Here is a 25,426-nt window from a genome sequence, read left to right as displayed (position 1 = left end):
TTAGCGCGACTTACCTTGAATGTCAAGAAGTTTGGGCCGCACGTCGACCAGATAGATACCGGCCGCGCAGGCGGCGATCGCCATCCCGAACACGCCGATCAAGGTCAGGGCCGCGGCCACGCCGAGGATGATCAGCCACACCGGCTTGGTCAGTTTCTCGGCGGCGGTATACGCATCGGGCCGCTGCATGGCCGCGTGCACAAATGCGTACACGGCGGTTACCAGGACGGCGAGCTGTAAGACCCGTAAAACGGTTTCCACGAGGGGAGGCACGTAACAAGGGTATGGGTGAGTGCCCGAAACGTCGACTCCGAGTTGCCTTGGCGATGCGCAAGCATCGCGCGGGCAACTCGGAGTCGAGTGGTTGAACTATTTCTGGGTGACCTTCTTGGCCGGAACAGCCTTGGCCTTCTTGGCCGGAGCCTTCTTGGCCATGGCCTTCGGAGCCTTCTTGACCGGAGCGGCCTTCTTGATCGGAGCCGTCTTGGCGGCCGGGGCCTTGTTGGCCGAACCGGCCTTCTTCGGCAGGTCGATACCGACCAGCTTGGCGGCGCGCTCGCCGACCGCGCGGGTCCGCGACGACACGGTGCCCAGGGCCTCCTGGGTCAGCTCCACGGCCTGGTCCACCGACGCCTGGGCGCGGGCCGAGGCGTCCTCGAAGGTCGACTGGGAGCGGATCCGGTCCAGGGCGGCCTCGCCGCGCTCGACCAGCTCGTTGTACCGGCTGGTCGCGGCCTCCAGGTAACCCTCGGCGGCCTTGCGCAGCTCGTCGGAGGTGAACCGGTCGCGCAGCTCGCGCAGCTGCTCGGGCAGGTCCTCCTGCAGCTTGGTCAGGCGGGCGCGGCTCTCCTCGACGCGGCTACGGGTGTCGCTGCGGGTCTCGCCGGCGCGATCCCGCAGGTCCGAGATCAGCTCGTTGACGGTGGCGAGGGCCAGGTCGGCCGCGCCCAGCGCTGCCAGCAGTGGAGCGCGCAGGTCTTCGATGTTCGGGTTGTCAGCCATGGTTATTCCTTCCTGAAATCCGTTATTTGGCGGCATTTACTGACATTTACTGATGGGTCTGGCGAATTGACTCAAAAACATTGGGCGGCAAGCGTCGGCTCTTCGGCGAGAAGTAGTCAAGACCCGCGGATTGACTTCGCACGCGCCTGCAGATGACCTCCTGATTCGTCGGGTCGGTTCAAGATCGGTTTCGTGATTGGCCCGGGCCGACCGGTCCGGACGTCACACCGGGCGACAGCCGGCTTTCCTTATTTATTTGCAGAAGCCGTGGCCACCTGAGACCGAAACCCCCGTACGGGGTAACCAGGTGGTCCGTCGTCTAGACATCCCCGACATGATTTGCGCCAGGGTCGGCCGGGGTGTCGGTTTGGGTCGGACAGTCCTCAAGGGTGGATTCGTTTTGCAGCGCGAACGACGCATAGATGTCGAGCAGGACTTGCTTCTGCCGCTCGGTGATCGCCGAGTCGGTGATGATGGCGTCGCGCACTTGACTTTTGTCGCTGGGCTCGAGGATGCCGGCCCGCACGTAGAGGACCTCGGCGGAGATCCGCAGTGCCTTCGCGATCTGGTTCAGGACATCGGCGGACGGTTTGCGCAACCCCCGCTCGACCTGGCTCAGGTAGGGATTGCTGACACCCGACCGCTCGGCGAGTTGCCGAACGGAAACCTGTGCGTTCTCGCGCAGGTCCCTGATGAAGCTGCCGAGGTCCGAGGCCATGTCGGAGGCCGCCGTCGACACCTTGGTGGAGAGCTTCTCCTCCGATGCCATCGCGAACTCCTGAACCTGATGCTTGATCCTGACGGGCACCAGACTACTACAAGTGCTTGCTTTTGCAAGCACTTGTTAGCACACCTTAGAACAGCAGCTGGGCGGCCGCGTAGATCACCAACCCCGCCAGGGCGCCCACCACCGTCCCGTTGATCCGGATGAATTGCAGGTCACGGCCGACGTGCAGCTCGATCCGCCGGCTGGCCTCCTCGGCGTCCCAGCGCTCGATGGTGTCGGTGATGATCGCTGTGATCTCCACCCCATACTGCGAAACCAGGTGCTCGGCCGCGCGCACCATCCAGTTGTCCACCTTGTCGCGCAGCTCGGCGTCGTCGCGCAGCGATTCCCCGATGTGCACCACGGTGTCGGCGATGCGGGTGCGCAACGCGCTGGACGGGTCGTCGACGCCTTCGAGCACCAGCCGTTTGAGCGTCTTCCACGCCGTCGCGGCGGCGGAAGCGATCTCGTCGCGGGCCATCAGCTGCTCTTTGATCGCGTCGGCGCGCGCGATGGTGTCGGCGTCGTGCTGCAGATCGTCGGCGAACTCGAACAGGAAACGGGTCGCCGACCGCCGTAGTTCGTGGTCGGGGTTGCGTCGCACCTTGTCGGTGAAGTCCATCAGCTCGCGGTGGATCCGGTCGCCGACCAGATGGTCGATGAACCGCGGCGACCAGGTGGGCGAGTCGCGCTCCACCACCCGCTGGATGACCTCGCCCGCGTTTAGCGACCACTGGAACGCCCGGTCGGCCAGCAACTGGATCAGGGCCTCCTGCCGGTTCTCGGCCAGCAGGGTGGACAGCACCCGGCCCACCGGCGGACCCCACTGCGGCTCGGCGATGCGGCGCACGATCATCCGGTCGATCACCTGCTGCACGTCGTCGTCGCGCAGGAGTTCCACCAGCACCCGCAGCACGGTCGCCGCCTCGCCGGCGACGCGTTGGGCATGCGAGGCATCCGACAGCCACTTGCCCAGCCGACTGGGCACCTGGGCGTCGCGCAGCTTGGTCTCCACCACCTCCGGCGACAGGAAGTTCTCCCGGACAAAGGTGCCGAGCCCCTCCCCCAGCTGGTCCTTCTTGCGCTTGATGATCGCGGTGTGCGGAATCGGTATGCCCAACGGGTGCTTGAACAGCGCGGTCACCGCGAACCAGTCCGCCAGGGCACCGACCATGCCGGCCTCCGCGGCGGCACCGACATACCCCACCCACGGGCCCACCCAGGTCAGGGTGACGCCGTGCGTCCCCTGGGCCTGCGCCCACCGACAGGCCAGAAAGAGGCAGCTGGCGCCGATCAAAAAGCTCAGCGCCACCAGCTTCATCCGGCGCAGCGCGGCCCGCCGCTGCGCATCGGCCGCCGGATCGGCCCCGGCGAAGGATTCGGCGAACGACGCGCGCGGCGGCGGCGAACCCGGCGCTGCGTCTCCTAGTGGGGCCCTGTGTGCCACCACACCATCATGTATTGCCCGGGCCCCGTTGTGCGATGACGACATCTGGCAAGCGGCGCGGGCGCAGCCGAAACGGGTTGTGGGCCCGGGAAGCCGTACTATCGAAGCGACTGAGAGATGGGAATCGGCGATCGGCGGCGAGCAAATGCCGGCTGTGGTGGCGAAAACGGATGGCCGTAAGCGGCGCTGGCACAAACACAAGGTGGAGCGCCGCAACGAGCTGGTGGACGGCACCCTGGTGGCGATCCGCCGGCACGGCCGCTTCATCAGCATGGACGAGATCGCGGCGGAGATCGGGGTCTCCAAGACCGTGCTGTACCGCTACTTCGTCGACAAAAACGATTTGACGACGGCCGTCATGATGCGGTTCACGCAGACCACGCTGATTCCCAACATGGCCGCCGCGCTGACTTCGAATTTGGATGGCATCGACCTGACCCGCGAGGTCATCCGGGTATACGTCGAGACCGTCGCGGCCGAACCCGAGCCCTATCGGTTCGTGATGGCCAACAGCTCGGCCAGCAAGAGCAAGGTGATCGCCGACTCCGAGCGAATCATCGCCCGCATGATCGCGGTGATGATGCGCCGGCGCATGCAGCAGGTCGGGATGGACACCGGCGGCGCCGAGCCGTGGGCCTACTTGATCGTCGGCGGCGTGCAGCTGGCCACCCACTCGTGGATGTCGGACCCGCGGATGACCAGCGACGAGTTGATCGACTACCTGACGATGCTCAGTTGGAGCGCGCTGTGCGGGATCGTCGAGGTCGGCGGATCGTTGGAGAAGTTCCGCGAGGAGCCGCATCCCTCGCCGATCGTGCCGCCCCGAGAAAATGTCTGAGACCAAAGCCCGGTCACGGCTCAGGGCGTGGGCGTACGCGCTGCGCACCACGAACCCGCCGCCGGGCGGGCCTGTCGACGGCGTCACCCGCTGGCTGGTGGTGACGCGCGCGGCGCTGCTGCCGATGACGCTGTTTTCCGGTTTGGTGGCGGCGCTGCTGGCGGTCGGCAAGCCCGGCCTGGACTGGCGCTGGCTGGTGCTGGCGGTGCTGGGAATCACGTTGGCGCACACGGCAAACAACCTGATGAACGACCTGTACGACACGAAGGTCGGCACCGACAGCGCCGACTATCCGCGCGCCCTCTACGCACCGCATCCGGTGCTGTCCGGTCTGGTCAGCCGCCGCACGCTGAGCCTGGCGATCCTACTGGTGAACCTGGCCGATCTCGCGATCCTGGTGACGCTGGCGTGGGCTCGCGGCTGGCCCGTGGTGGCGTTTGCGCTCAGCGGGTTCGCCTTGAGCGTCGCGTACACGGCGCCCCCGCTGCGACTGAAAAAACGCGGCCTGGGCGAACCGGACGTTTTCGTCGTCTGGGGTCCGCTGATGGTGTGCGGAACGTACTACTCCGCGGTGGGCGCGCTCGGCTGGGACGTGGTGCTGGCGTCGCTGCCCTACGGCCTGTTGTGCACCACGGTGCTGATGGGCAAGCACATCGACAAGATTCCCTACGACGAGCCGCTCGGCATCCGAACCCTGCCGGTCCTGCTCGGCGAGGCGCGCGCCCGCGTCGTGACCCTGGCGATGATGGTCGGCTGCTACGTGCTGGTCGCCGTCGCCGTCGCGGTCGGGGCGATGCCGTGGCCCGCGCTGGCCGTCGTGCTGGCGCTGCCCCGGCTGGCCAAGGTGTGGCCGTATTTCCGGCGGCCGAGACCCGAGGAACCGCCGCCGAATTTTCCGGTATGGCCGCTCTGGTACGCCGCGCTGGCGTGGCTGCACGTGCGTCAGGCCGGTGCGCTGCTCGTCGCCGGGCTCGCGATCGGCGCGGCGCTACGCGCGATGTGACGTGCTCGCGCAACCGCGCCGAGCCGTCGAAAATCCCTAAGGGCCGCCAAAGCGGCTAGCATGCTGGGAGTGCATCGGGGGCCCAACCAGGGTGCAGCGTTAACGAAACTCTCGTGCGGCCGCCGAGAAACAGAAAGGCTTTGCGCCATGGCCGTGCAGCTCACGCCGCATTTTGGCAACGTCCAAGCCCACTACGACCTCTCCGACGACTTCTTCCGGCTCTTCCTGGACGCCACCCAGACGTACAGCTGCGCGTACTTCGAACGCGACGACATGCCGCTGGAGGAGGCCCAGCTGGCAAAGATCGACCTGGCGCTGGGCAAGCTGGGCCTGCAGCCCGGGATGACATTGCTGGACATCGGCTGCGGCTGGGGCGCCACCATGCGACGCGCCGTCGAGAAATACCACGTCAACGTCGTGGGCCTGACGCTGTCCGAGAACCAGGCCGGCCACGTCCAGCGGATGCTGGACAGCCTGGACACCCCGCGGTCGAAACGGGTGCTGCTGCAGGGCTGGGAGCAATTCGACGAGCCGGTCGACCGCATCGTCTCGATCGGTGCGTTCGAGCACTTTGGTCGCCAGCGCTACCCCCGCTTCTTCAAGACGGCCTACCAGGTGTTGCCGGCCGACGGCGTCATGCTGCTGCACACCATCTCGCGTCCCACCTTCAAAGAGGCCCGGGCGCAGGGCACGCCGTTGACCCACGAAATCGTCCACTTCGTCCAGTTCATCTTGACCGAGATCTTTCCCGGCGGCTGGCTACCGACGATCCCCTCGGTCCAGGAGCACGCCGGCGAGGCCGGCTTCAGGGTGACCCGGATCCAATCCCTGCGGCTGCACTATGCCAAGACGCTGGACTTGTGGGCCGCGGCGCTCGAGGGCAATCGGGCAGCTGCGATCGCGCTGCAGTCCGAAGAGGTCTACGACCGGTACATGAGGTACCTGACCGGCTGCGCCAAGCTATTTCGCCAGGGCTACACCGACATCAACCAGTTCACCCTGAAGAAGTGACGACGCGGACTACTACTTCACGCAGGTGAATTGGCCGACGTTGCAGATGCCTTTGCGGAAGAAGTTCTCGCACCCGGTGAGGTAGTGCATGTAGCGCTCGTAAATCTCGGCGGACTGGATTTCGACGGCCTTGTCCTTGTTGGCTTCCAAATTGGCCGCCCAGATGTTCAGGGTGCGTTCGTAGTGCTCCCCCAGCAGGTGCGCCCGTTCGATCGTGAACCCGGACTCGTCGGCCAGCTTGAAGAGGTCCTCCTGCGCCGGCAACTGGCCGCCCGGGAAGATCACGTCGCCGATGAACTTCATGAATCGAATGTCGTTCATCGTGATGCTGACGCCGCGCTCGCGGAAGCTGTTTAACGGGTGGGCCAAAATCGTGTGCAACAGCATGCGGCCGTCGTCGGGCAGGATGTCGTAGGCGCGCTCGAAGAAAACGGGGTAACGCTCGGCCTTGAACGCCTCGAAGGCGCCGATGGTGACGATCCGGTCGACCTTGTCGGTGAACTCCTCCCAGCCCTGCAGCCGCACCTCGACGGTGCGCTCGGTGGGGATTTTGGCCAGCTTGGCCTTGCTGTACTCGAATTGGTTGCGGCTCAAGGTGATTCCGATGACGTTGACGTCGAACTTCTCGACCGCCCGGACCAGCGCGCCGCCCCAGCCGCAACCGATGTCGAGCAGTGTCATCCCGGGCTCGAGGTTGAGCTTGCCCAGCGCCAGATCGAACTTCGCAATCGACGCCTCTTCCAGCGTCATGTCGTCGCGCTCGAAGTACGCGCACGTGTACGCCATGGTGGGGTCGAGGAACAACGCAAAGAATTCATCGGAGACGTCGTAAATCGACTGCGACTCTTCGTAATACGGTCTGAGCTTCGTCATGCTCAACAAGTACCTCTCGTTTTCAGGCGGCGCGCCGTTCAGTGTGTCGCCGGTGGGTTGTCAGTAGCGGTAGAAACCCTGGCCGGACTTCTTCCCCAATCGACCCGCCTCGACCATGCGCAGCAACAGCGGGGGTGGACCATAATGCGGTTCCTTGAATTCGTCGTACAGCTTGTCCGCGATGAGCTTCAAAGTGTCCAGGCCGACCAAATCGGAAAGCCGCAGCGGTCCCATCGGGTGCGACAGCCCGGCGACGACCGCCTTGTCGACGTCTTCGACGGTGGCGAACCCGGCCTCGACCATCCGGATCGCCGACAGCAGGTAGGGGACCAGCAGCGCGTTCACCACGAAGCCGGACCGGTCGGAGCAACGCACCACCTGCTTGCCGAGCACCGCGCTGGCGAACTGCTCGGTGCGGGCGGCGGCGGCTTCGTCGGTGACCAGCGTGGTGACCAACTCGACCAGCGGTAGCACCGGGACGGGATTGAAAAAGTGCAAGCCCAGCACCCGCTGTGGGTTCTTGGTCGCCGCGGCGATCTTCATGATCGGAATGCTCGAGGTGTTCGACGCGAGCACGGCGTCGGGATCGGTGATGACCTCGTCCAGTCCGGAAAAGATTTGAGCCTTGACGGTCTCGTCCTCGACGACGGCTTCGATCACCAGTTGGCGGTCGGCCAGGTCCTTGAGCTCGGTGGTGAACGTCAGCCGGTCGAGCGCGTCGGCGCGCTCCCGCTCGGTGACCTTGCCCGCGCTGACGCCGCGCTCGAGCGACTTCACGACGCGGCTGCGGCCCGCGGTGATCAACGCTTCGGTGGGTTCGAACACCGTCACGTCGACGCCGGCGCGGACGGCGACCTCGGCAATACCGGACCCCATCTGCCCAGCCCCGATGACGCCAACGCGCTTGATCGCCGCCTGGATCGGATCCTGGCTCACTGGTTTCTCTCTTACGTCGTTATTGGCATGAAATGCAATAGGCCCCGCCCAGGGTCGCTGGGCAGGGCCTATGCTGTCAACTTCTGTTGAGTGACCTAGATCTCATTACGGCCGCTCTTCGGTAACCCTAGTGGAACTGGCCCTCTTCGGTGGAACCGGTCAGCGCCGTGGTCGACGAGTTCGGGTCGACCGTGGTGGCGATGCGGTCGAAGTAACCGGCGCCCACCTCACGCTGGTGCTTGGTCGCGGTGTAACCGCGCTCCTCGGCGTCGAACTCACGCTCCTGCAGCTCGACGTAGGCGCTCATCTGGTTGCGGGCGTAGCCGTAGGCCAGGTCGAACATCGAGTAGTTCAGGGCGTGGAAGCCGGCCAGCGTGATGAACTGGAATTTGAATCCCATTGCGCCCAGCTCCTTTTGGAACTTCGCGATGGTGGCGTCGTCGAGGTGCTTCTTCCAGTTGAACGACGGCGAGCAGTTGTAGGCCAACAGCTGGTCCGGGAACTCGGCCTTGACGCCCTCGGCGAACTTCGCCGCCAGCTCGAGGTCCGGGGTGCCGGTCTCCATCCAGATCAGGTCGGAGTACGGCGCGTAGGCCTTGGCGCGCGCGATGCACGGCTCCAGGCCGTTGCGCACCCGGTAGAAGCCCTCCTTGGTCCGCTCGCCGGTGATGAACGGCTGGTCGCGCTCGTCGACGTCGGAGGTGATCAGCGTCGCCGCCTCGGCGTCGGTCCGGGCGATGACGACGGTCGGCACGTCGCAGACGTCGGCGGCCAGGCGGGCCGAAGTCAGCGTGCGGATGTGCTGCTGCGTCGGGATCAGCACCTTGCCGCCCAGGTGGCCACACTTCTTCTCCGAGGCCAGTTGGTCCTCCCAGTGCGAACCGGCGACACCGGCGGCGATCATGGCCTTCTGCAGCTCGTACACGTTGAGGGCACCGCCGAAGCCGGCCTCGCCGTCGGCGACGATCGGCGCCAGCCAGTTCTTCACCGAGGTGTCACCCTCGACCTTGGCGATCTGGTCGGCGCGCAGCAGGGCGTTGTTGATCCGGCGGACGACCTGCGGCACCGAGTTGGCCGGGTACAGGCTCTGGTCGGGGTAGGTGTGGCCGGACAGGTTGGCGTCACCGGCGACCTGCCAGCCCGACAGGTAGATGGCCTTGAGTCCGGCGCGCACCTGCTGGACGGCCATGTTGCCGGTCAGGGCGCCCAGCGCGTTGACGAACTCCAGCTCGTGCAGCTGGTCCCAGAGCACCTCCGCGCCGCGCCGGGCCAGGGTCGACTCCTCGACCACGCTGCCTTGCAACGCCACCACGTCCTCGGCGGAGTAGGTGCGGGTGACGTCCTTCCAGCGCGGGTTGGTGTCCCAGTCCTGCTGGATCTGCTCGGCGCTCTTCGGGCTGCCAACGTTGGACACGTTAGTCATGGGTGCTCCTTAACGGTTGCCTCGTGGTCGCCGCGGCCTGACTGCGTCTTAGCCAGTTGCCGACGGCTGTTCTTCACTGCTGTGCTAACTCAACTGAAACCAAGTTAGACATTGCGTGTTCCCGCTGGCCAGCCATTTCAATTGCCAATTTCGGCTACGACTTTCGGCGTTTTTGCAAATCTTGCGAAGATTGAGCGCGACTTAACCGTTCCAGAAGCTACCGGCCGGTAACAAGAATCCGCAGGTCAACGGGGGTTTAACCGGGACGCTTGTCCGGTTAGAGGGCGAACAGCGCGGCGACGGCTTTCGTCTCGTCGCCGACCGCATATGTGAGCGTTATAACAGCGCGGTCGGTCAGGCCCGCGCCGAATTGGTCGGTCGAACCGGGCGGGTGAACGTGCGCGATGACGTCCAGCTTGTCGCCTAAGGCCACCGGCGCCTCGTGCTCGATCGTCACCCGCAGCGGCGCGGCCAGCAGCTCGGAATGCGACGCCAGGTAGTCCTCGATGATGCTCCAGTAGACCGAGTTGTTCACGTGGTCGAACAGGTCGATGTCGGTGACGCGGACGGGGAATTCGTGGATTTCGGTCGCGTCCTCGCGGCTGCCCGGTTTGACGTAGCCCTTCCACCGCAGCCGGTTGACGGAGGTGGTCCGGAATAGACCCTCCAGGAAGTCGTCGGCGATGCGCGCCGGCATCTCGGTGTCCTTGTTGACGTGGATCCAGAACGCCTCGGATTCGATCAGGCCGCCCTTGCGTCCGTCGATGCGGACGCGCATCTCACACCACCGGTTCGAGGTGCCCGAACACCAGCGCCGCATCCGCAGCATGTCGCGGAACTCGATCGGGCGGATCAGGTCGACCATGGTGCGCCGGACGATCCACAGCGGATGGGTCTCCTCGAAGCCCATCTCGCGCAGCTGGTCCTGGCCGATGTCCTGGATGTGCCGGCAGGCCGCGTCCAACCGAAGCCGGCCGGTGCGATCGATGTCCCCCATGCGCAGCGGCCACTCCAGGTCGAACACATCGGGGTGGCCGTCGGGCACCGGCATCATTTCCTTGTCCAGGCTCACGGCTCTCCCCTCTTGGGCCCCTGGGATTCCCGATGCGAATCATGCCACTGCCAATTCTGCTAAGCGCCCCTTCACACCCGCGGGTAGGTTGGTTCAGTGTCCAAAACGTTTGTCGGCTCGCGCGTTCGTCAGCTGCGCAGCGAGCGCGGCTTCAGCCAGGCGGCGCTGGCCCAGATGCTGGAGATCTCGCCGAGCTACCTCAACCAGATCGAGCATGACGTCCGCCCGCTGACCGTCGCCGTGTTGCTCCGGATCACCGAGGTGTTCGGGGTGGATGCGACGTTCTTCGCGCCCCAGGACGACACCCGGCTGGTGGCCGAGCTGCGCGAGGTGACGATGGACCGCGATCTGGACATCGACGTCGATCCGCCCGAGGTCGCCGAGATGGTCGCCGCCCACCCCGCCCTGGCCCGCGCGGTGGTCAATCTGCACCGGCGCTACCGGATCACCACCGCGCAGCTTGCCGCCGCCACCGAGGAGCGTTTCCTCGACGGCAGTGGCAGCGGCTCGATCACCATGCCGCACGAAGAGGTGCGCGACTACTTCTACCAGCGGCAGAACTACCTGCATCAGCTGGACACCGCCGCCGAGGACCTGACGATCCAGATGCGGCTGCATCACGGCGACCTGGCGCGCGAACTGACCCGCCGGCTCACCGAGGTGCACGGGGTGCGGATCAACCGGCGCATCGATCTTGGGGACAGCGTGCTGCACCGCTACGACGCCAAGACCAACACCCTGGACATGAGCAGTCACCTGTCCGCGGGTCAGCAGGTCTTCAAGATGGCCGCCGAGCTGGCGTATCTGGAGTTCGGCGACCTCATCGACAGCATGGTCGAGGAGGCCAAGTTCACCAGCTCCGAATCGAACACGCTGCTGCGGCTCGGGCTGGCGAACTACTTCGCGGCCGCCGCGGTGCTGCCCTACCGCCAGTTCCACGACGTCGCGGAGAATTTCCGCTACGACGTCGAGCGGCTGTCGGCGTTCTACTCGGTCAGTTACGAGACCATCGCGCACCGGCTGTCCACGATGCAGCGGCCGACGATGCGGGGGGTGCCATTCTCGTTTATCCGGGTGGACCGGGCCGGCAACATGTCAAAACGCCAGTCCGCCACGGGCTTTCACTTCTCTTCCAGCGGGGGTACCTGCCCGTTGTGGAACGTCTACGAAACGTTCGCCAACCCGGGCAAGATCCTGGTGCAGATCGCCCAGATGCCCGACGGCCGCAACTACATGTGGGTGGCCCGGACCGTAGAGCGCCGGGCCGCCCGATATGGTCAACCCGGTAAGACCTTCGCGATCGGGCTGGGCTGCGAACTGCGCCATGCACACCGGCTCGTCTACTCGGAAGGACTCGACTTGTCGGGCGATGTCGCAACACCGATCGGCGCGGGTTGCCGTGTCTGCGAACGGGACAACTGCCCCCAGCGGGCGTTTCCCGCCCTGGGGCGCGCGCTGGATCTCGACGAGCACCGCAGTACCGTGTCGCCGTATCTGGTGAAGCAACCGTGAGCAGCTCGCAAGGTCGCATCCCGCCGGGCCGGTTCCGCCAGTTGGGTCCGATCAACTGGGTGGTGGCAAAACTCGCGGCGCGCCAGGTCCGCGCCCCCGAGATGCACCTGTTCACCACGCTGGGTCACCGCCAGTTGTTGTTCTGGACCTGGGCGATTTACAGCGGCCGGCTGATGCGGGGCCGGCTGCCCACGATCGACAGCGAGTTGGTGATTCTGCGTGTCGGTCACCTGCGTTCCTGCGAATACGAGCTGCAACACCACCGGCGGATGGCGCGGAAGGCCGGACTGGACACCGACACCCAGGCCGCGATCTTCGCCTGGCCGGACGATTCGGGCAAGCTCAGCCCCCGCCAGCGGGCGCTGCTGGCGGCGACGGATGAGTTCGTCAAGGACCGCACCCTCACCGACGCCACCTGGCGGCAGCTGGCCGACCACCTGGATCGGCGCCAGCTGATCGAATTCTGTTTGCTGGCAAGCCAATACGACGGACTGGCCGCCACCATGTCTGCGCTCAAGATCCCGTTGGACAACCCGCGCTGATCGTCAGATGTAGAGGTTGGTCAGCACCGCCAGGGTCAACAGCACCGGGAGGACCGGCAGGCTGAACGCGAACGCGGCCGCCACCGCCCTCCCGCGGCGGCGCAGCGACCAGCCCCACGCCCCGGCGCACGCCGCCAGCACGACCGAGCCGAGTAGCACCAGCAGGCTCCACTGGCTCACGGTCGTGAAGTCGTTTCCGATCGAGATCGCGATCAGCCACAGCACATAACCGACGACGCCGCCGCCGATCGCGCTGACGACGCTGCCAGTGCTGTCGGTGTTAGTCATCTCAGAAGTTGATCATGTGGCCGATCAGGCCGTGGAAGCATTCCTGCAGCGCTTCGGACATCGTCGGGTGGGTGTGCACGTTGCGGGCGAGTTCGTTGGCGGTCAGGTCCCATTTCTGCGCCAGCGTGAGTTCGGGCAGCAACTCCGACACGTCGTGGCCGACCAGGTGCCCGCCCAGCAGCTCGCCGTACTTGGCGTCGGCGACGAGCTTGACGAAGCCGCTCGGATCGCCCACGCCATGCGCTTTGGCGTTGGCGGTGAACGGAAACTTGGCGACCACAACGTCGTAACCTTCAGCGCGAGCTTGCTCCTCGGTCAGCCCGAAGCTGGCCACGTTGGGCTGGCAGAACGTCGCGCGGGGCAACATGCGATAGTCGCCGAGAGCCAAAGTCTCTGCCCCGGCGATGGTTTCGGCCGCCACCACACCTTGGGCCTCGGCGACGTGCGCGAGCATCAGCAGCCCGGTGACGTCGCCGATGGCGTAGATGTGGTCGACGTTGGTGCGCATGTAGTCGGTGATCCCGATGGCGCCGCGTTCGGTCAGCGCCACCCCGGCCTTGTCAAGTCCGTAACCCTCGACGTTGGGCGCAAAACCGATGGCCTGCAATACCTTATCGGCCTTGAGCTCCTCTGACTTGCCGTCCTTGCTCACCACCACGGTGACCGCCGAGCCGTCGTCGGAGATGGACTCGACCTTGGTTCCGAGCAGGATCTTGACGCCCAGTTTCTTGAACTGCTTTTCGACCTCCTTCGACACCTCGGCGTCCTCGTTGGGCAGCGCGCGCGGCAGGAACTCGACGATGGTCACGTCGACGCCGTAGTTTTTCAGCACGTAGCCGAACTCCATGCCGATCGCCCCGCAGCCGGCGATGATGATCGACGCCGGCAGCTCGCGCGTCATAATCAGTTCTTCGTAGGTGACCACGTTTTCCGAGAGTGAGGTGCCCGGAACTAGTCGGGTGCTGCTGCCGGTCGCGATGATCACGTTGTCGAAGGTGACCGTTTCGGTTCCACCGTCGTTGAGTTCGACGGCCAGCGTGCGCGGGTCGGTGAACCTGCCGTAGCCGTGGATCTCGGTGATCTTGTTCTTCTTCATCAGGAAGTGCACGCCGGCGACGCGACCCTCGGCCACTTTGCGGCTGCGGTCGAACGCGACCCCGTAGTCGAAGGTCGCCTCGCCGCTGATGCCAAATGTCTTGGCTTCCTTGGTGAAGATGTGCGCGAGTTCGGCGTTGCGCAACAGCGCCTTGGACGGGATGCAGCCGACGTTGAGGCAGACTCCGCCCCAGTACTTCGGTTCGACGACCGCGGTGTTCAGACCCAGCTGCGCCGCGCGAATAGCCGCGACATACCCGCCGGGGCCGGCTCCGAGAACGACGACGTCATAGTGAGAAGTCACGAGCCCACATTAGTGGGCGGGCGGCCGGCGGGCTCAATAGGGAATGATGCCGAGGCAGTGGGCCAACCGCTCGCAGTAGTAGTGACCGTAGAGCGGCGCCGCGGCGGCGACCGACGCGAACGGCCCCGACATCACCGCGAGCGCCAGCGCCGACATCATCGGTCTGCCCCGGACCATCGCCAGGATCACGCCGGCGACGACGCATGCGACGACGTAGACCAGCGCCGTGTACGCCGCCGCCGTCTTGTCGACCGTGTGGTACCACCAATAGAACAGGCTCAGGCCCAGCTGCGCCGCGGCGAGCCACACGGCGAGGAACACCAGCAGCAGCTTCCACCATTTGACGTATTGGTATCGGCCGGGCACGACGACGGGCACCACCACCGACTCGGGCTCGACGGCCGGCTCCGGCACCGGCTGCGAGCCGGTGTCGTCGAAGTCGGGCACGAAGGGCACCGAGTCCTTGCCCGTGTCGTCGGCATCACTGAAATCGGGCACGAACGCCGCGGTGCTCGGACCGGAGTCGAGATCCCGCTCAGCCACCGGAGACCACCCGAAGAGCAATCAGCACCCCCAACCAACCCGGTGCCAGCGCAAGCAGAAACGCTCCCAACATCGTCACCCAGCGGCGCCCGGAAAGCAGGATCGCCACCACCCCGATGACACTGGGAATCCCGACCGCCGCCGCGATGGCCGGGGCGACCAGGTCCGACCGGATCTGCCCATGCAACGACACGACGGACGCCACACCCGCCAGCAGGCCGACGGCACCGCCGATCAGCATGGCGCTTGCCAGCAACCAGGCGCGCGGAAGCGGAATCACCCTCGCGACCTTAGCGCGGCATCAGCACGTTCCTGGCGCGTTACCGGCTACAACCTGGCCACGATTCGATGGCCGTTCGCCACGCTCGTAATCGGCTCCGGTGATCACCGGCAGGGCCTGTAGCTGCGCTTTTTCGGCATCGGTAAAGACCCGGCCACGGCTGAGAAACCGTACGCCCTCGGGGACTTCCAGGCTGAAGCCTCCGCCGCGGCCGGGCACCACGTCGATGACCAGCTGGGTGTGTTTCCAGGCCTGGTATTGGGGGCCGGAAATCCAGACCGGCACACCCTCTGAGCCTTCCGTGCCCACCTCGAGCACACCGAGCAACACGTCGCGATCGCCGACGAGGAAGTCCCCGAGCGGATAACACATCGGCGACGATCCGTCGCAGCAGCCGCCGGACTGATGGAACATCACCGGGCCGTGCCGGTCCTGCAGCCGGGCCAGCAGCTCGGCGGCGGCCTCGGTGATGACCACGCCCGGTGGACCGGCGGGCATCAGAAGAAGCCCTGCGCCTTGTCGGCGTAGGACACCAGCAGGTTCTTGGTCTGCTGGTAGTGGTCGAGCGCCATCTTGTGGGTCTCCCGGCCGAAGCCGGATTGCTTGTAGCCGCCGAACGCGGCGTGCGGCGGGTACATGTGATAGCAGTTCACCCACACCCGGCCCGCCTTGATGTCGCGGCCAGCGCGGTAGGCGGTGTTCCCGTCGCGGCTCCACACTCCCGCGCCCAGACCGTAGAGCGTGTCGTTGGCGATGCCGATCGCGTCGGCGTAGTCGGTGAACGACGTCACCGCCACCACCGGGCCGAAAATCTCCTCCTGGAAGATGCGCATCTTGTTGTTGCCGGCGAAGATCGTCGGCTGCACGTAGTAGCCGCCGGATAGGTCGCCGCCCAACTCGGCACGCTCGCCACCGGTGATCACCTTCGCGCCCTCGCCCTTGCCAATCTCGATGTAGGACAAGATCTTTTCGAGCTGATCGTTCGACGCCTGCGACCCCAGCATCGTTTCGATGTTCAGCGGGTCGCCCTGGCGGACCGCCTTGGTACGGATCGCCGCCAGTTCCAGGAATTCGTCGTGGATGCCGGACTGGATCAGGCTGCGCGACGGGCAGGTGCACACCTCCCCCTGGTTGAGGGCGAACATCGTGAACCCCTCCAGCGCCTTGTCCTGGAAGTCGTCGTTGGCGGCCATCACGTCGGAGAAGAAGATGTTCGGGCTCTTGCCGCCCAGTTCGAGGGTGACCGGGATCAGGTTCTGCGAGGCGTATTGCATGATCAAGCGCCCGGTCGTGGTTTCTCCGGTGAACGAGACCTTGGCGATGCGATCGCTGGATGCCAGCGGCTTGCCGGCTTCCACACCGAAACCGCTGACGATGTTGACCACCCCGGGCGGCAGCAGGTCGCCGATCAACGACATCAGGTACAGGATCGAGGCCGGCGTCTGCTCGGCCGGTTTGAGCACCACCGTGTTGCCGGCGGCCAACGCGGGCGCCAATTTCCACGCGCCCATCAGGATCGGGAAGTTCCACGGAATGATCTGACCGATCACCCCGAGCGGCTCGTGGAAGTGATAGGCGACGGTGTCGTCGTCGATCTGGCTCAGCGACCCCTCCTGCGCGCGGATCGCCGCGGCGAAATACCGGAAATGGTCGGCGGCCAACGGGATGTCGGCGGCCAGCGCCTCCCGGATCGGCTTGCCGTTGTCCCAGACCTCGGCCACGGCCAGCGCTTGGGTGTTCTCTTCGATGCGGTCGGCGATCTTGTTCAGGATCGCGGCGCGTTCGGCCGGGCCCGTCTTGCCCCACGCCGGGGCCGCGGCGTGGGCGGCGTCGAGCGCCTTGTCGATGTCGGTGTCGTCGGAGCGCGCCACCTCGCAGAAGGTCTGGCCGGTGACCGGGGTGGGGTTCTCGAAGTACAGACCTTTGGCGGGTTTCACCCACTCGCCGCCGATGAAGTTGTCGTAGCGCGACTCGTAGGACATTAGTGCGCCGGCGGAACCCGGACGTGCGAAAACAGTCATGGCTCGGCTCCTCGATTTAACTGTGTAATACACCTCACACTACCGTCGTCAGCACAATGACTTCCATGACTTCTGCGACCGGCGAGGACCTTTACCTGTGGCTGGAAGATGTCACCGACGACAAAGCGCTGGATTGGGTGCGCGCGCACAACGATCCGACGCTGGCGGAGTTCGGCGGGGCGCTGTTCGACGAGATGCGCGCGGAGGCACTCGAGGTGCTCGACACCGATGCCCGCATTCCCTATGTGACCCGCCGCGGCGAGTTTCTGTACAACTTCTGGCGTGATGCTGCCAACCCGCGCGGGCTGTGGCGGCGCACCACGCTGGACAGCTACCGCACCGATTCCCCCGAGTGGGAAGTGCTGATCGATGTCGACGAGTTGGGCCGTGCCGACAATGAGAAATGGGTGTGGGGCGGCGCCAACGTCATCGAACCCGATCTCACGAGGGCGATGATCGCGCTGTCCCCGGGCGGGTCGGATGCATGCATCTGGCGTGAATTCGACATGCAGACATGCGAATTCGTCGGCGGCGGGTTCGAGCTCGCTGAAGCCAAATCGCAAGTGGCGTGGGTAGATTTGGATACCTTGCTGGTGGGCACCGAGTTTGACGCCGGCTCGCTCACCGAATCCGGCTATCCGCGGGTGATCAAGCGTTGGCGTCGAGGTACGCCGTTGGCCGATGCCGAGACCGTGTTCGAGGTGGACCGCGGCGATGTGCGCGCCTTCGCGTCGGTGGATCGAACACCGGGCTTCGAGCGAACCGTGGTGGGGCGGGCCATCGACTTCTGGAACGACGAGCTTTTCGAGTTGAACGGGTCAGAGTTGACGCGCATCGACGCGCCCACCGACGCCGGTGTGTCGTTGCACCGCGATTGGATCCTGATCGAGTTGCGCACCGCGTGGACGGTCGGTGGCATTACTTATCCGGCGGGCTCGCTGCTGGCCGCGAATCATGACGAATTCCTCTCCGGCACAGTGGAATTGATCGTGGTGTTCGAGCCCGATGAGCACACCGCGCTCAACCACTACGCGTGGACCGCCGATCGGCTGTTGATGGTGACACTGGCCGACGTGGCCAGCCGCGTCGAGATCGTCACACCCGGTACATGGCAGCGCACGTCGGTGGCCGGCATCCCGGACGCCACCAACACCGTCATCGTCAGCGCCGACGACACCGGCGACGAATTCTTCCTCGACTCCAGCGGATTCGACACGCCGTCGCGGCTGATGCGCGGCGCCGGTGACGGCCAGCTGGACCAGATCAAATCCGCGCCAGCGTTCTTCGACGCCGAAAATATCACCGTCACACAGCATTTCGTGTCCTCCAAGGACGGCACCTCGATCCCCTATTTCGTGGTGCGGCCCGACGGCACCGACGGGCCGGGGCCGACACTGCTCTACGGCTACGGCGGGTTCGAGACGTCCTACACGCCCAGCTACAGCGGCGTGCTGGGCCGGCTGTGGCTGGCCCGCGGGGGCACCTACGTGCTGGCCAACATCCGCGGCGGCGGCGAGTACGGGCCAAGTTGGCACACCCAGACGCTGCGCGAGGGCCGGCACAAGGTGGCGGAGGACTTCGCCGCCGTCGCCGACGATTTGGTCGACCGGGGCATCAGCACCGTCGCGCAACTCGGCGCCCGCGGCGGCAGCAACGGCGGCCTGCTGATGGGCATCATGCTGACCAAGTACCCAGAGAAGTTTGGCGCGCTGGTCTGCGACGTGCCGCTGCTGGACATGAAGCGCTACCACCTTTTGCTGGCCGGCGCCTCCTGGGTGGCCGAATACGGCGACCCGGACAACCCCGAGGAGTGGAAGTTCATCTCCGAATACTCGCCCTACCAGAACATTTCGACCGGCCGGCCGTACCCGCCCGTCCTGTTCAGCACCTCCACCCGCGACGACCGGGTGCATCCGGGCCACGCCCGCAAGATGACGGCCGCCCTGGAAGCGGCGGGCTATCGAGCCTGGCTCTACGAGAACATCGAGGGCGGCCACGCCGGCGCGGCGGACAACGAACAGCTCGCGTTCAAGTCGGCGCTGAGCTACTCCTTCCTGTGGCGGATGCTAAAGGCATGACAAATTTCGAGACGCTGCTCTACACGACGTCCGGTCCGGTCGCCACCATCACCTTGAACCGTCCGGAGCACTTGAACACCATCGTCCCGCCCATGCCCGACGAGATCGAGGCGGCCATCGGGCTGGCCGAGCGTGACGACGGCATCAAGGTCATTGTGCTGCGCGGCGCCGGGCGCGCGTTCTCCGGCGGCTACGACTTCGGCGGCGGATTCCAGCACTGGGCCGAAGGGATGATGACCGACGGCAAGTGGGACCCGGGCAAGGATTTCGCGATGGTCAGCACCCGCGAGACCGGACCGACGCAGAAGTTCATGGCCATCTGGCGCGCGTCGAAGCCGGTGATCGCTCAGGTGCACGGCTGGTGTGTGGGAGGGGCGAGCGACTACGCGTTGTGCGCCGACCTGGTCATCGCCAGCGAAGACGCCGTGATCGGCACCCCGTACAGCCGAATGTGGGGCGCGTATCTGACCGGCATGTGGCTGTATCGCCTCAGCCTGGCCAAGGCCAAGTGGCACTCGCTGACCGGCCGGCCCCTGACGGGTGTGCAGGCCGCCGAGATCGAGCTGATCAACGAGGCGGTGCCGTTCGAGCGGCTGGAGGCCCGCGTCGCCGAGATCGCCGCCGAGCTGGCCCAGATCCCGTTGTCGCAGTTGCGGGCGCAGAAGCTGATCGTCAACCAGGCCTACGAGAACATGGGCCTGGCGTCCACCCAGACGCTGGGCGGCATTCTCGATGGCCTGATGCGCAACACCCCGGACGCGCTCGACTTCATCAAGACGGCCGAAACGCAGGGTGTGCGGGCCGCCGTCGAGCGCCGCGACGGGCCGTTCGGGGATTACAGCCAGGCCCCGCCGGAGCTGCGGCCGGATCCCACTCACGTCATCGTGCCTGATAGCGGCGTATAGTGAGCTAAACTACGAATTTCACCCAGCCCGAACTTGCGGGCCGAAGAAAGTGCTACGGTTATTACTATGTCTCGGCTGAGTAACGGCGTTCGTGCAGGCGCTGTCTTCCTTTCCCTCGCCCTTGCCGCTGTGGTCTTCCCCAAGGCCGCGGTAGCCGATTCCACCGACGACTTCCCGATCCCGCGCAGGCAGATCAACACCACCTGCGATGCGGAGCAGTATCTGGCCGCCGCCAGGGACACCAGCCCGATCTACTACCAGCGGTACATGATCGACTTCCACAACCGGCCGCAGCCCATTCAGCAGGGCGCGATCGACCGCATCCACTGGTTCTACTCGCTGGACCCGGCCGGCCGCCGGCAGTACTCCGAGGACACCGCGACCAACATCTACTACGAGCAGATGGCGACGCACTGGGGCAACTGGGCCAAGATCTTCTTCAACAACAAGGGCGTCGTGGCCAAGGCCACCGACGTGTGCGAGGGGTACCCCAAGGGCGACATGTCCGTCTGGGACTGGACCGCCTAATCTCGCTCGATCCGATCGCCTTCAGCCGACAGTGGGTTGCGGCATGGAATGCGCACGACGTGGAGGCCGTCCTTGAGCACTTCCACGACGACGTAGTTTTCACCTCCCCCGTAGCCGCCCGGCTGCTGCCGGACACCCACGGTGTCGTTCGCGGGAAGTCGGCGTTGCGCCACTACTGGACCGTGGCGTTGGCACGCATTCCGAACCTTTGCTTCACCGTCGAAGGTGTCTACCAGGGTGTCGATACCGTAGTCATCGCCTATCGCAACCAAGACGACGGCCGGGTGAGCGAGGTGCTCAAGTTCGACGGGGACCTGGTGGTCGAAGGCCACGGAACGTACCTGAGTTAGTCCGATGCGCCTTTAAAACGGGGGATCGTCGGGCAAGGGCTCGGCGGCCGGTGCGGCCGGTGACCAATCCGGTGGCAGTTCTTCGGGTTCTCGCGGATCGTTGATCCACGTGGCGAAGGGGCTGACGCTGGGTGTGCCCTTGAACAGAAACAACATGTCGCGCATGTGGTTTCGGAACTTGCGCGCAGCGATCTCCCCTTTGCGGGCGTCATCGAGCCGGCGCCGTGCTTCGTTGATGGGTCGCTGCTGACGGTTATGCCGGCGGGCTCGAGTGATGCGCGAGCTGCGCCGCTGGGACCGGCTGCGGCGGCTCGGGACCGGCGCCGCGCACGCTGGCGCAAGCAATTCGGGGAAGAGATCGGCCCCCGCCGGGGACGTTCGGTATCGTCGCCCGGTCGGCGAGATCCATTCCACGGTTCCATCCGCGAGCTGGATATCTCGCCATCCGCCGAAGGTTTTAAGCCGATGATGTTGTCGGCAAAGGCATTTCAGATTCCGCAGCACAGTCAGGCCACCCGCGGCGGGATCGGCATGGTTGAACGGAATCGTGTGGTCGATATCGCAATACACCGCCCGACGATGACACCCGGGGAACCGGCACGTCAGATCCCTGCACCGCACCGCCCGCTCCAGCGCCGCGGACGGCTGATACCGCAGCGCCTGCGCGGCACTGGCGACCGGATCGACGACCACGGGCAGCGAGGCCGCCGCGGCGGCCAACGCGCGCACCTGCTCGGCGTCGATGACTCCGTAGCCCTCCAAATAGCCGGGCCGGTCGCTGTCGCCATACGCGGTCTGGTCGGTGGCCACCACATTGACCACCAGGCGGACGCCGCCACGCTCAGCCGCGGGGCTTTCCCCGGCGCGGCTCGGGCATTCCGGTTGCCCGCATGCACATGCCAGGCAGCTCCCCCGGGCCAATGCATCCAGAGCATCGGCGCGACGCTGATCCATCGTCCGCGGGTCCGCCGCGCAGACCTGCTTGGCCAGTTCGGACAAGCGTTGGTCGAAGGCCATGGCGGCCGCCGCGGCCACCGTGCCCGACACCTCAGCCATTCCGTTATCCAGCGCGCTGATCCCGATCCGGCGCTCGTCCTCGGCCGCCTGCCGACGCTCGCGCGCGGCATCGGGATCGATGGCCTTCACTGCGGAATCGACCGCGTTGACCACCCGTCGCTGTGACCACCCCTGCCAGTTGCCGATCCGCCCCGACAGCGACTCGTCCAACTTGGCCACCAACTGCTCGTCGGTCACCAGCTCGGTTCGGCGGATGATTACTCGCACCGAGCGCCAATCCGTCCGCCCCTCGGCCAACAACGCCGCCACCTTGGGGAACCGGACATCGAGGGCCTCGGCATCTGAGACGACAAAGCTGGCCGCCATCGGCGAAAGATTCATCGCCGCGGCCACCTCGGCGGTGGTCTGTTGATACGGATCGATCTCCGCGTAGCCACCCCGCTCGGCCAGGTCGACCGCCCGCGCCACGCGGTGCCCCAACAGCGCCGCGACCGCCGCCAACCGCCGCGCCACCAGCAGCGACTCCTCGCGATGCGTCGAGTCGACCAGACCTACCAGCCGCGCGGGGTCGAGTTCGCGCATTGATTCGAACATGTGTTCGACACTACTCGCCGGGCCGACATTTTAGGTCGGCAGCGCGGCCGCCTGTGGATGAAGTCCTAACTGTTAATAATGCGCCGCCGGGAAGCGATCGGTGTTTGCCGCGTCGGCCGCTTCGCCGTTGCGATACGTGCCGCCGTTCTCCGGGGGCAGCAGCAGCGCGCGAACCACCGGCCGCGGCCCGAACGGCCGCAGCAACGCGCTGGCCGGGCGAGTCCGGACCTTCGTCGGCCACCAGAACCAGCGCCCCATCATCGCCGCCACCGACGGCATCATGAACGACCGCACGATCAACGTGTCGAACAACAAACCCAAGGCGATGGTGGTGCCCACCTGCCCCATCACCCGCAGCGGACTGATCGCGAACGTCGCCATCGTGGCGGCGAACACCAACCCGGCCGAAGTCACCACGGCGCCGGTGCCGGCCATCGACCGGATGATGCCGGTCTTGATGCCGGCATGAATCTCCTCTTTGAAGCGGGAGACCAATAGCAAGTTGTAGTCCGAGCCCACCGCGAGCAGCAGGATGACCGACATCGCGAGCACCATCCAGTGCAGTCGGATGCCCAGGATGTCTTGCCACAGCAGCACCGAGAGTCCGAACGAGGCCCCCAACGAAATCAGCACGGTGCCAACGATGGTGATCGCGGCGACCAGGCTTCGGGTGATGATCAGCATGATGATCAAAATCAGGCTGGCCGCCGATATTCCGGCGATCATCAGGTCGTATTTGGACCCGTCGCGCATGTCCTTATAGACCGCGGCCGTGCCGCCGAGCCAGATCTTGGCGCCCTCCAACGGGGTTCCCTTGATCGCTTCCTTCGCCGCCGACTTGATCGGGTCGACGTGCGAAATGCCTTCGGGGGTCGCCGGAGGGACGTCATGGGAGATGATGAACCGGGCGGCGTGCCCGTCGGGCGACACGAACATCTTCAGGCCGCGTTTGAAGTCGGGGTTGTCGAAGACCTCCGGCGGAATGTAGAACGAGTCGTCGTTCTTGGCCGCGTCGTACGCCTGTCCCATGGCCGTGGAGTTTTGGCTCATCACGTCCATCTGGTCATACATCGAGTTCATCGAGCTGTGCATGGTCAGCATCATTTGCTTCATCGTCTTCATCGTCTCGATCATCGGCGGCATCTGCGCCAGCATCTGCGGCAGCAGAGCGTCGAGGTGGTCGATGTCGACCGTCAGGTCGTCGATCTTCTCGGTCAGCTTGTCGATGCCGTCGAGCGCGTCGAAGAGGGATCGTATGGACCAGCACACCGGGACGTCGAAGCAATGCTTATCCCAGTAGAAGTACGCCCGAAGCGGCCGCCATTCGTCGTCGAAGTTCGCGATCTCGTCACGCAATTGCCCAGTGACGTCGGCCATTTCGTGCGTAAGGCCATCCATGTGGTGGGTGACCGCGGCCATCCTCGACGTGATGTCGTACATGCGCTGCATGGTGTCGATGGACTGCTGCATGGCATCGGCCTGCTTCAGCATGTCCGCCATGCGCTTCTTCATGTACTCCTGGTTCTCCACCTGAGTCGTGTTCTGCATGCTGATTTGGAACGGGATCGAGGTGTGCTCGATCGGCGCCCCCAGCGGCCTGGTTATCGTCTGCACGCGTGCGACGCCGGGGATGTGGAAGATGAACCGGGCGATCCGGTCCAACACCAGCATGCCCGCCGGGTTGCGCAAGTCGTGATCGGTCTCGACCAACAGCAATTCCGGATTCATCCTGGCATTGGAGAAATGCCGTTCTGCGGCTTCGTATCCCACAACCGCCTTCGTGCTCCCCGGCAGATACTGGCGGTTGTCGTAATTCGTCTTGTACCCGGGCAACGCGAGCAACCCGACGAGCGCGATGCCGATCGACACGGCCAAAATCGGTCCGGGCCAACGGACAATGGCGGTGCCCACACGCCGCCACCCGCGCGTCCGCATCTTCCGCTTCGGGTCGAACAGGCCGAACCGACTCCCCACCGCCAGCACGGCCGGGCCCAGCGTGAGCGCCGCGAAAACGGCGACAAGTGTTCCCACCGAGCACGGGACCCCAAGGCTCTGGAAGTACGGGAGCCGGGTGAAGCTCAGGCAGTACATCGCGCCGGCGATGGTCAAGCCCGAACCCAACACGACGTGCGCGGTCCCGTGAAACATGGTGTAGAAGGCCTGTTCTCGGTCCTCGCCGAGCGATCGCGCCTCCTGATACCGGCCCAGCACGAAGATCGCATAGTCGGTCCCTGCCGCAATCACCATCAGCACCAACAGGTTTACCGCGAAGGTCGACAGGCCGATGATCTCGCTATTGGCCAAAAACGCGACGACCTGGCGCGCGGCGAACAGCTCGAGTACCACCATCAGCAGGGTGATCAAAACGGTCACCACCGAGCGGTAGACCCAAAGCAGCATCACGATGATCACCACGAAGGTGAGCAGGGTTACCAGGATGACGCCCTTCTCACCGGCCGCGGACTGATCGGCCGTCAGGGCCGCGGCGCCCGTCACATAGGCCTTGATCCCGGGCGGCGGGGGCGAGTCCTCCACCAGCTTGCGCACCGCGTGCACCGAATCATTGGCCTTACTCTCACCCTGGTCGCCGACCAGATAGACCTGCACATAGGCGGCCTTGCCGTCGTTGCTCTGTGAGCCGGCCGCCGTCAGCGGGTCCCCCCAGAAGTCCTGCACGTGCTCGACGTGCTTGGTGTCCGCCTCGACCTTCTTGACGAGTTGGTCGTAGTAGTGGTGGGCGTCGTCGCCGAGCGGCTTGTCGCCCTCGAGAACGATCATCACCGCACTGTCGCTGTCGAATTCGTTGAACACCTTGCCGACGCGCATCGTCGCCTGCATCGATGCCGCCTCTTTCGGGCTCATCGGCACCGTGTGCGCCTTGCCGACCGTTTCCAGGTCGGGGACGAAGAAGGTGAGGCACACCACGAGTCCGACCCAGGCCAGGACGATCAGCGGGGCGAACTTGTGCACCGCGTGCGCGAACCACGGCATGTGCGGA

General features: G+C 65.4%; 25 protein-coding genes. 9 read left to right on the top strand and 16 right to left on the bottom strand.

Features of this window, described 5'->3' with window-relative positions:
- The 4 genes from G6N66_RS01815 to G6N66_RS01800 form a co-directional block, all read right to left on the bottom strand.
- On the bottom strand, positions 1-273 hold the full coding sequence (locus G6N66_RS01815) for a DUF2516 family protein (RefSeq protein WP_139825468.1): 273 nt from the start codon (positions 271-273) through the stop codon (positions 1-3).
- Positions 274-369: 96 nt separating this feature from the next.
- Positions 370-1,002 carry a heparin-binding hemagglutinin gene (locus G6N66_RS01810; RefSeq protein ID WP_085235616.1) on the bottom strand — a complete coding sequence of 211 codons (633 nt, stop codon included), beginning with the start codon at positions 1,000-1,002 and terminating at the stop codon, positions 370-372.
- A gap of 319 nt (positions 1,003-1,321) precedes the next feature.
- Positions 1,322-1,771, bottom strand: a complete 450-nt coding sequence (locus G6N66_RS01805; RefSeq protein WP_085235715.1) for a helix-turn-helix domain-containing protein — start codon at positions 1,769-1,771, stop codon at positions 1,322-1,324.
- An 85-nt stretch (positions 1,772-1,856) separates the two neighbouring features.
- On the bottom strand, positions 1,857-3,218 hold the full coding sequence (locus tag G6N66_RS01800) for a DUF445 domain-containing protein (protein WP_085235617.1): 1,362 nt from the start codon (positions 3,216-3,218) through the stop codon (positions 1,857-1,859).
- A gap of 142 nt (positions 3,219-3,360) precedes the next feature.
- On the opposite strand from G6N66_RS01800, the gene G6N66_RS01795 reads away from it, so the two are divergent.
- The 3 genes from G6N66_RS01795 (at position 3,361) to G6N66_RS01785 (ending at position 6,067) form a co-directional block, all read left to right on the top strand.
- Positions 3,361-4,053, top strand: coding sequence for a TetR/AcrR family transcriptional regulator (locus G6N66_RS01795; RefSeq protein WP_085235618.1), 693 nt, complete (start codon positions 3,361-3,363; stop codon positions 4,051-4,053).
- Positions 4,046-5,056 (top strand): prenyltransferase, encoded by a 1,011-nt coding sequence (locus G6N66_RS01790; RefSeq protein ID WP_163645762.1) that lies wholly within the window; start codon positions 4,046-4,048, stop codon positions 5,054-5,056. Before G6N66_RS01795 ends, G6N66_RS01790 begins: the two co-directional genes overlap by 8 nt.
- A 147-nt stretch (positions 5,057-5,203) precedes the next feature.
- Positions 5,204-6,067, top strand: coding sequence for a cyclopropane mycolic acid synthase family methyltransferase (locus tag G6N66_RS01785; protein WP_085235620.1), 864 nt, complete (start codon positions 5,204-5,206; stop codon positions 6,065-6,067).
- Positions 6,068-6,079: 12 nt separating this feature from the next.
- Here the strand turns inward: G6N66_RS01785 and G6N66_RS01780 are convergent, their stop codons facing one another.
- The 4 genes from G6N66_RS01780 to G6N66_RS01765 all read right to left on the bottom strand — a co-directional run bounded on the left by G6N66_RS01780 (position 6,080) and on the right by G6N66_RS01765 (position 10,371).
- Positions 6,080-6,940 (bottom strand): cyclopropane mycolic acid synthase family methyltransferase, encoded by an 861-nt coding sequence (locus tag G6N66_RS01780; RefSeq protein WP_085235621.1) that lies wholly within the window; start codon positions 6,938-6,940, stop codon positions 6,080-6,082.
- A gap of 60 nt (positions 6,941-7,000) precedes the next feature.
- The gene (locus tag G6N66_RS01775; RefSeq protein ID WP_139825479.1) at positions 7,001-7,861 is read right to left on the bottom strand and encodes a 3-hydroxybutyryl-CoA dehydrogenase; all 861 of its coding nucleotides are present in this window, start codon (positions 7,859-7,861) and stop codon (positions 7,001-7,003) included.
- Between the two features lie 142 nt (positions 7,862-8,003).
- On the bottom strand, positions 8,004-9,290 hold the full coding sequence (gene aceA, locus G6N66_RS01770) for an isocitrate lyase (RefSeq protein ID WP_085235623.1): 1,287 nt from the start codon (positions 9,288-9,290) through the stop codon (positions 8,004-8,006).
- 286 nt (positions 9,291-9,576) lie between these two features.
- The gene (locus tag G6N66_RS01765; RefSeq protein ID WP_085235624.1) at positions 9,577-10,371 is read right to left on the bottom strand and encodes an acyl-[acyl-carrier-protein] thioesterase; all 795 of its coding nucleotides are present in this window, start codon (positions 10,369-10,371) and stop codon (positions 9,577-9,579) included.
- A gap of 96 nt (positions 10,372-10,467) precedes the next feature.
- Between G6N66_RS01765 and ramB the strand changes: the two genes are divergently transcribed.
- Together ramB and G6N66_RS01755 are read left to right on the top strand one after the other, a co-directional pair.
- A complete protein-coding gene (ramB, locus tag G6N66_RS01760; protein WP_085235625.1) occupies positions 10,468-11,883 on the top strand; it encodes an acetate metabolism transcriptional regulator RamB in 1,416 nt (471 codons plus the stop codon).
- Positions 11,880-12,425 (top strand): carboxymuconolactone decarboxylase family protein, encoded by a 546-nt coding sequence (locus G6N66_RS01755; protein WP_085235626.1) that lies wholly within the window; start codon positions 11,880-11,882, stop codon positions 12,423-12,425. The genes ramB and G6N66_RS01755 overlap by 4 nt, the downstream gene beginning before the upstream one ends.
- 3 nt (positions 12,426-12,428) lie before the next feature.
- Here the strand turns inward: G6N66_RS01755 and G6N66_RS01750 are convergent, their stop codons facing one another.
- From G6N66_RS01750 to exaC, 6 genes are read right to left on the bottom strand one after another with little or no spacing between them, the layout of a single operon-like run.
- Positions 12,429-12,713: a hypothetical protein gene (locus G6N66_RS01750; RefSeq protein ID WP_085235627.1), complete on the bottom strand. Its 285-nt coding sequence runs from the start codon at positions 12,711-12,713 to the stop codon at positions 12,429-12,431.
- Between the two features lies 1 nt (position 12,714).
- Positions 12,715-14,112 carry a dihydrolipoyl dehydrogenase gene (gene lpdA / locus G6N66_RS01745; RefSeq protein WP_085235628.1) on the bottom strand — a complete coding sequence of 466 codons (1,398 nt, stop codon included), beginning with the start codon at positions 14,110-14,112 and terminating at the stop codon, positions 12,715-12,717.
- 33 nt (positions 14,113-14,145) lie between these two features.
- Complete coding sequence (locus G6N66_RS01740; RefSeq protein WP_085235629.1) at positions 14,146-14,655, bottom strand: hypothetical protein; 510 nt, start codon at positions 14,653-14,655, stop codon at positions 14,146-14,148.
- A complete protein-coding gene (locus G6N66_RS01735) occupies positions 14,648-14,935 on the bottom strand; it encodes a putative holin (protein ID WP_179968244.1) in 288 nt (95 codons plus the stop codon). Before G6N66_RS01735 ends, G6N66_RS01740 begins: the two co-directional genes overlap by 8 nt.
- A gap of 21 nt (positions 14,936-14,956) precedes the next feature.
- A complete protein-coding gene (locus G6N66_RS01730) occupies positions 14,957-15,433 on the bottom strand; it encodes a DUF779 domain-containing protein (protein ID WP_085235630.1) in 477 nt (158 codons plus the stop codon).
- Complete coding sequence (gene exaC / locus G6N66_RS01725; protein ID WP_085235631.1) at positions 15,433-16,956, bottom strand: acetaldehyde dehydrogenase ExaC; 1,524 nt, start codon at positions 16,954-16,956, stop codon at positions 15,433-15,435. The genes G6N66_RS01730 and exaC overlap by 1 nt, the downstream gene beginning before the upstream one ends.
- 56 nt (positions 16,957-17,012) lie before the next feature.
- Here exaC and G6N66_RS01720 point away from each other — a divergent pair, with 56 nt between their 5' ends.
- From G6N66_RS01720 to G6N66_RS01705, 4 genes are all read left to right on the top strand, one after another.
- Positions 17,013-19,034, top strand: a complete 2,022-nt coding sequence (locus tag G6N66_RS01720; RefSeq protein WP_085235632.1) for a prolyl oligopeptidase family serine peptidase — start codon at positions 17,013-17,015, stop codon at positions 19,032-19,034.
- On the top strand, positions 19,031-19,939 hold the full coding sequence (locus G6N66_RS01715; RefSeq protein ID WP_085235633.1) for a crotonase/enoyl-CoA hydratase family protein: 909 nt from the start codon (positions 19,031-19,033) through the stop codon (positions 19,937-19,939). Before G6N66_RS01720 ends, G6N66_RS01715 begins: the two co-directional genes overlap by 4 nt.
- A 66-nt stretch (positions 19,940-20,005) precedes the next feature.
- The gene (locus G6N66_RS01710) at positions 20,006-20,467 is read left to right on the top strand and encodes a DUF5078 domain-containing protein (protein ID WP_085235634.1); all 462 of its coding nucleotides are present in this window, start codon (positions 20,006-20,008) and stop codon (positions 20,465-20,467) included.
- Positions 20,455-20,817 (top strand): nuclear transport factor 2 family protein, encoded by a 363-nt coding sequence (locus tag G6N66_RS01705; RefSeq protein WP_276013954.1) that lies wholly within the window; start codon positions 20,455-20,457, stop codon positions 20,815-20,817. The genes G6N66_RS01710 and G6N66_RS01705 overlap by 13 nt, the downstream gene beginning before the upstream one ends.
- Positions 20,818-20,829: 12 nt before the next feature.
- Here the strand turns inward: G6N66_RS01705 and G6N66_RS01700 are convergent, their stop codons facing one another.
- Both G6N66_RS01700 and G6N66_RS01695 read right to left on the bottom strand, forming a co-directional pair.
- Entirely contained in the window at positions 20,830-22,428 is a 1,599-nt protein-coding gene (locus tag G6N66_RS01700) for an HNH endonuclease signature motif containing protein (protein WP_085235635.1), read from the bottom strand.
- 72 nt (positions 22,429-22,500) lie between these two features.
- Entirely contained in the window at positions 22,501-25,419 is a 2,919-nt protein-coding gene (locus G6N66_RS01695) for an MMPL/RND family transporter (protein ID WP_139825480.1), read from the bottom strand.
- Positions 25,420-25,426: the final 7 nt, after the last annotated feature.

Origin of the sequence: Mycobacterium conspicuum (assembly GCF_010730195.1) — a bacterium.
GTDB lineage: Bacteria > Actinomycetota > Actinomycetes > Mycobacteriales > Mycobacteriaceae > Mycobacterium > Mycobacterium conspicuum.
The sequence above is the reverse complement of the archived record's forward strand: the minus strand, read 5'-3'. Positions and strand labels throughout refer to the sequence as shown.

What these genes read in the sequence shown, in the direction of transcription:
- G6N66_RS01810 (WP_085235616.1), bottom strand. Translation starts at nt 1,002, where the DNA reads ATGGCTGACAACCCGAACATCGAAGACCTGCGCGCTCCACTGCTGGCA.
- G6N66_RS01805 (WP_085235715.1), bottom strand. Translation starts at nt 1,771, where the DNA reads ATGGCATCGGAGGAGAAGCTCTCCACCAAGGTGTCGACGGCGGCCTCC.
- G6N66_RS01795 (WP_085235618.1), top strand. Translation starts at nt 3,361, where the DNA reads ATGCCGGCTGTGGTGGCGAAAACGGATGGCCGTAAGCGGCGCTGGCAC.
- G6N66_RS01790 (WP_163645762.1), top strand. Translation starts at nt 4,046, where the DNA reads ATGTCTGAGACCAAAGCCCGGTCACGGCTCAGGGCGTGGGCGTACGCG.
- G6N66_RS01785 (WP_085235620.1), top strand. Translation starts at nt 5,204, where the DNA reads ATGGCCGTGCAGCTCACGCCGCATTTTGGCAACGTCCAAGCCCACTAC.
- G6N66_RS01780 (WP_085235621.1), bottom strand. Translation starts at nt 6,940, where the DNA reads ATGACGAAGCTCAGACCGTATTACGAAGAGTCGCAGTCGATTTACGAC.
- G6N66_RS01750 (WP_085235627.1), bottom strand. Translation starts at nt 12,713, where the DNA reads ATGACTAACACCGACAGCACTGGCAGCGTCGTCAGCGCGATCGGCGGC.
- G6N66_RS01730 (WP_085235630.1), bottom strand. Translation starts at nt 15,433, where the DNA reads ATGCCCGCCGGTCCACCGGGCGTGGTCATCACCGAGGCCGCCGCCGAG.
- exaC (WP_085235631.1), bottom strand. Translation starts at nt 16,956, where the DNA reads ATGACTGTTTTCGCACGTCCGGGTTCCGCCGGCGCACTAATGTCCTAC.
- G6N66_RS01720 (WP_085235632.1), top strand. Translation starts at nt 17,013, where the DNA reads ATGACTTCCATGACTTCTGCGACCGGCGAGGACCTTTACCTGTGGCTG.
- G6N66_RS01715 (WP_085235633.1), top strand. Translation starts at nt 19,031, where the DNA reads ATGACAAATTTCGAGACGCTGCTCTACACGACGTCCGGTCCGGTCGCC.
- G6N66_RS01710 (WP_085235634.1), top strand. Translation starts at nt 20,006, where the DNA reads ATGTCTCGGCTGAGTAACGGCGTTCGTGCAGGCGCTGTCTTCCTTTCC.
- G6N66_RS01700 (WP_085235635.1), bottom strand. Translation starts at nt 22,428, where the DNA reads ATGTTCGAATCAATGCGCGAACTCGACCCCGCGCGGCTGGTAGGTCTG.
- G6N66_RS01695 (WP_139825480.1), bottom strand. Translation starts at nt 25,419, where the DNA reads ATGCCGTGGTTCGCGCACGCGGTGCACAAGTTCGCCCCGCTGATCGTC.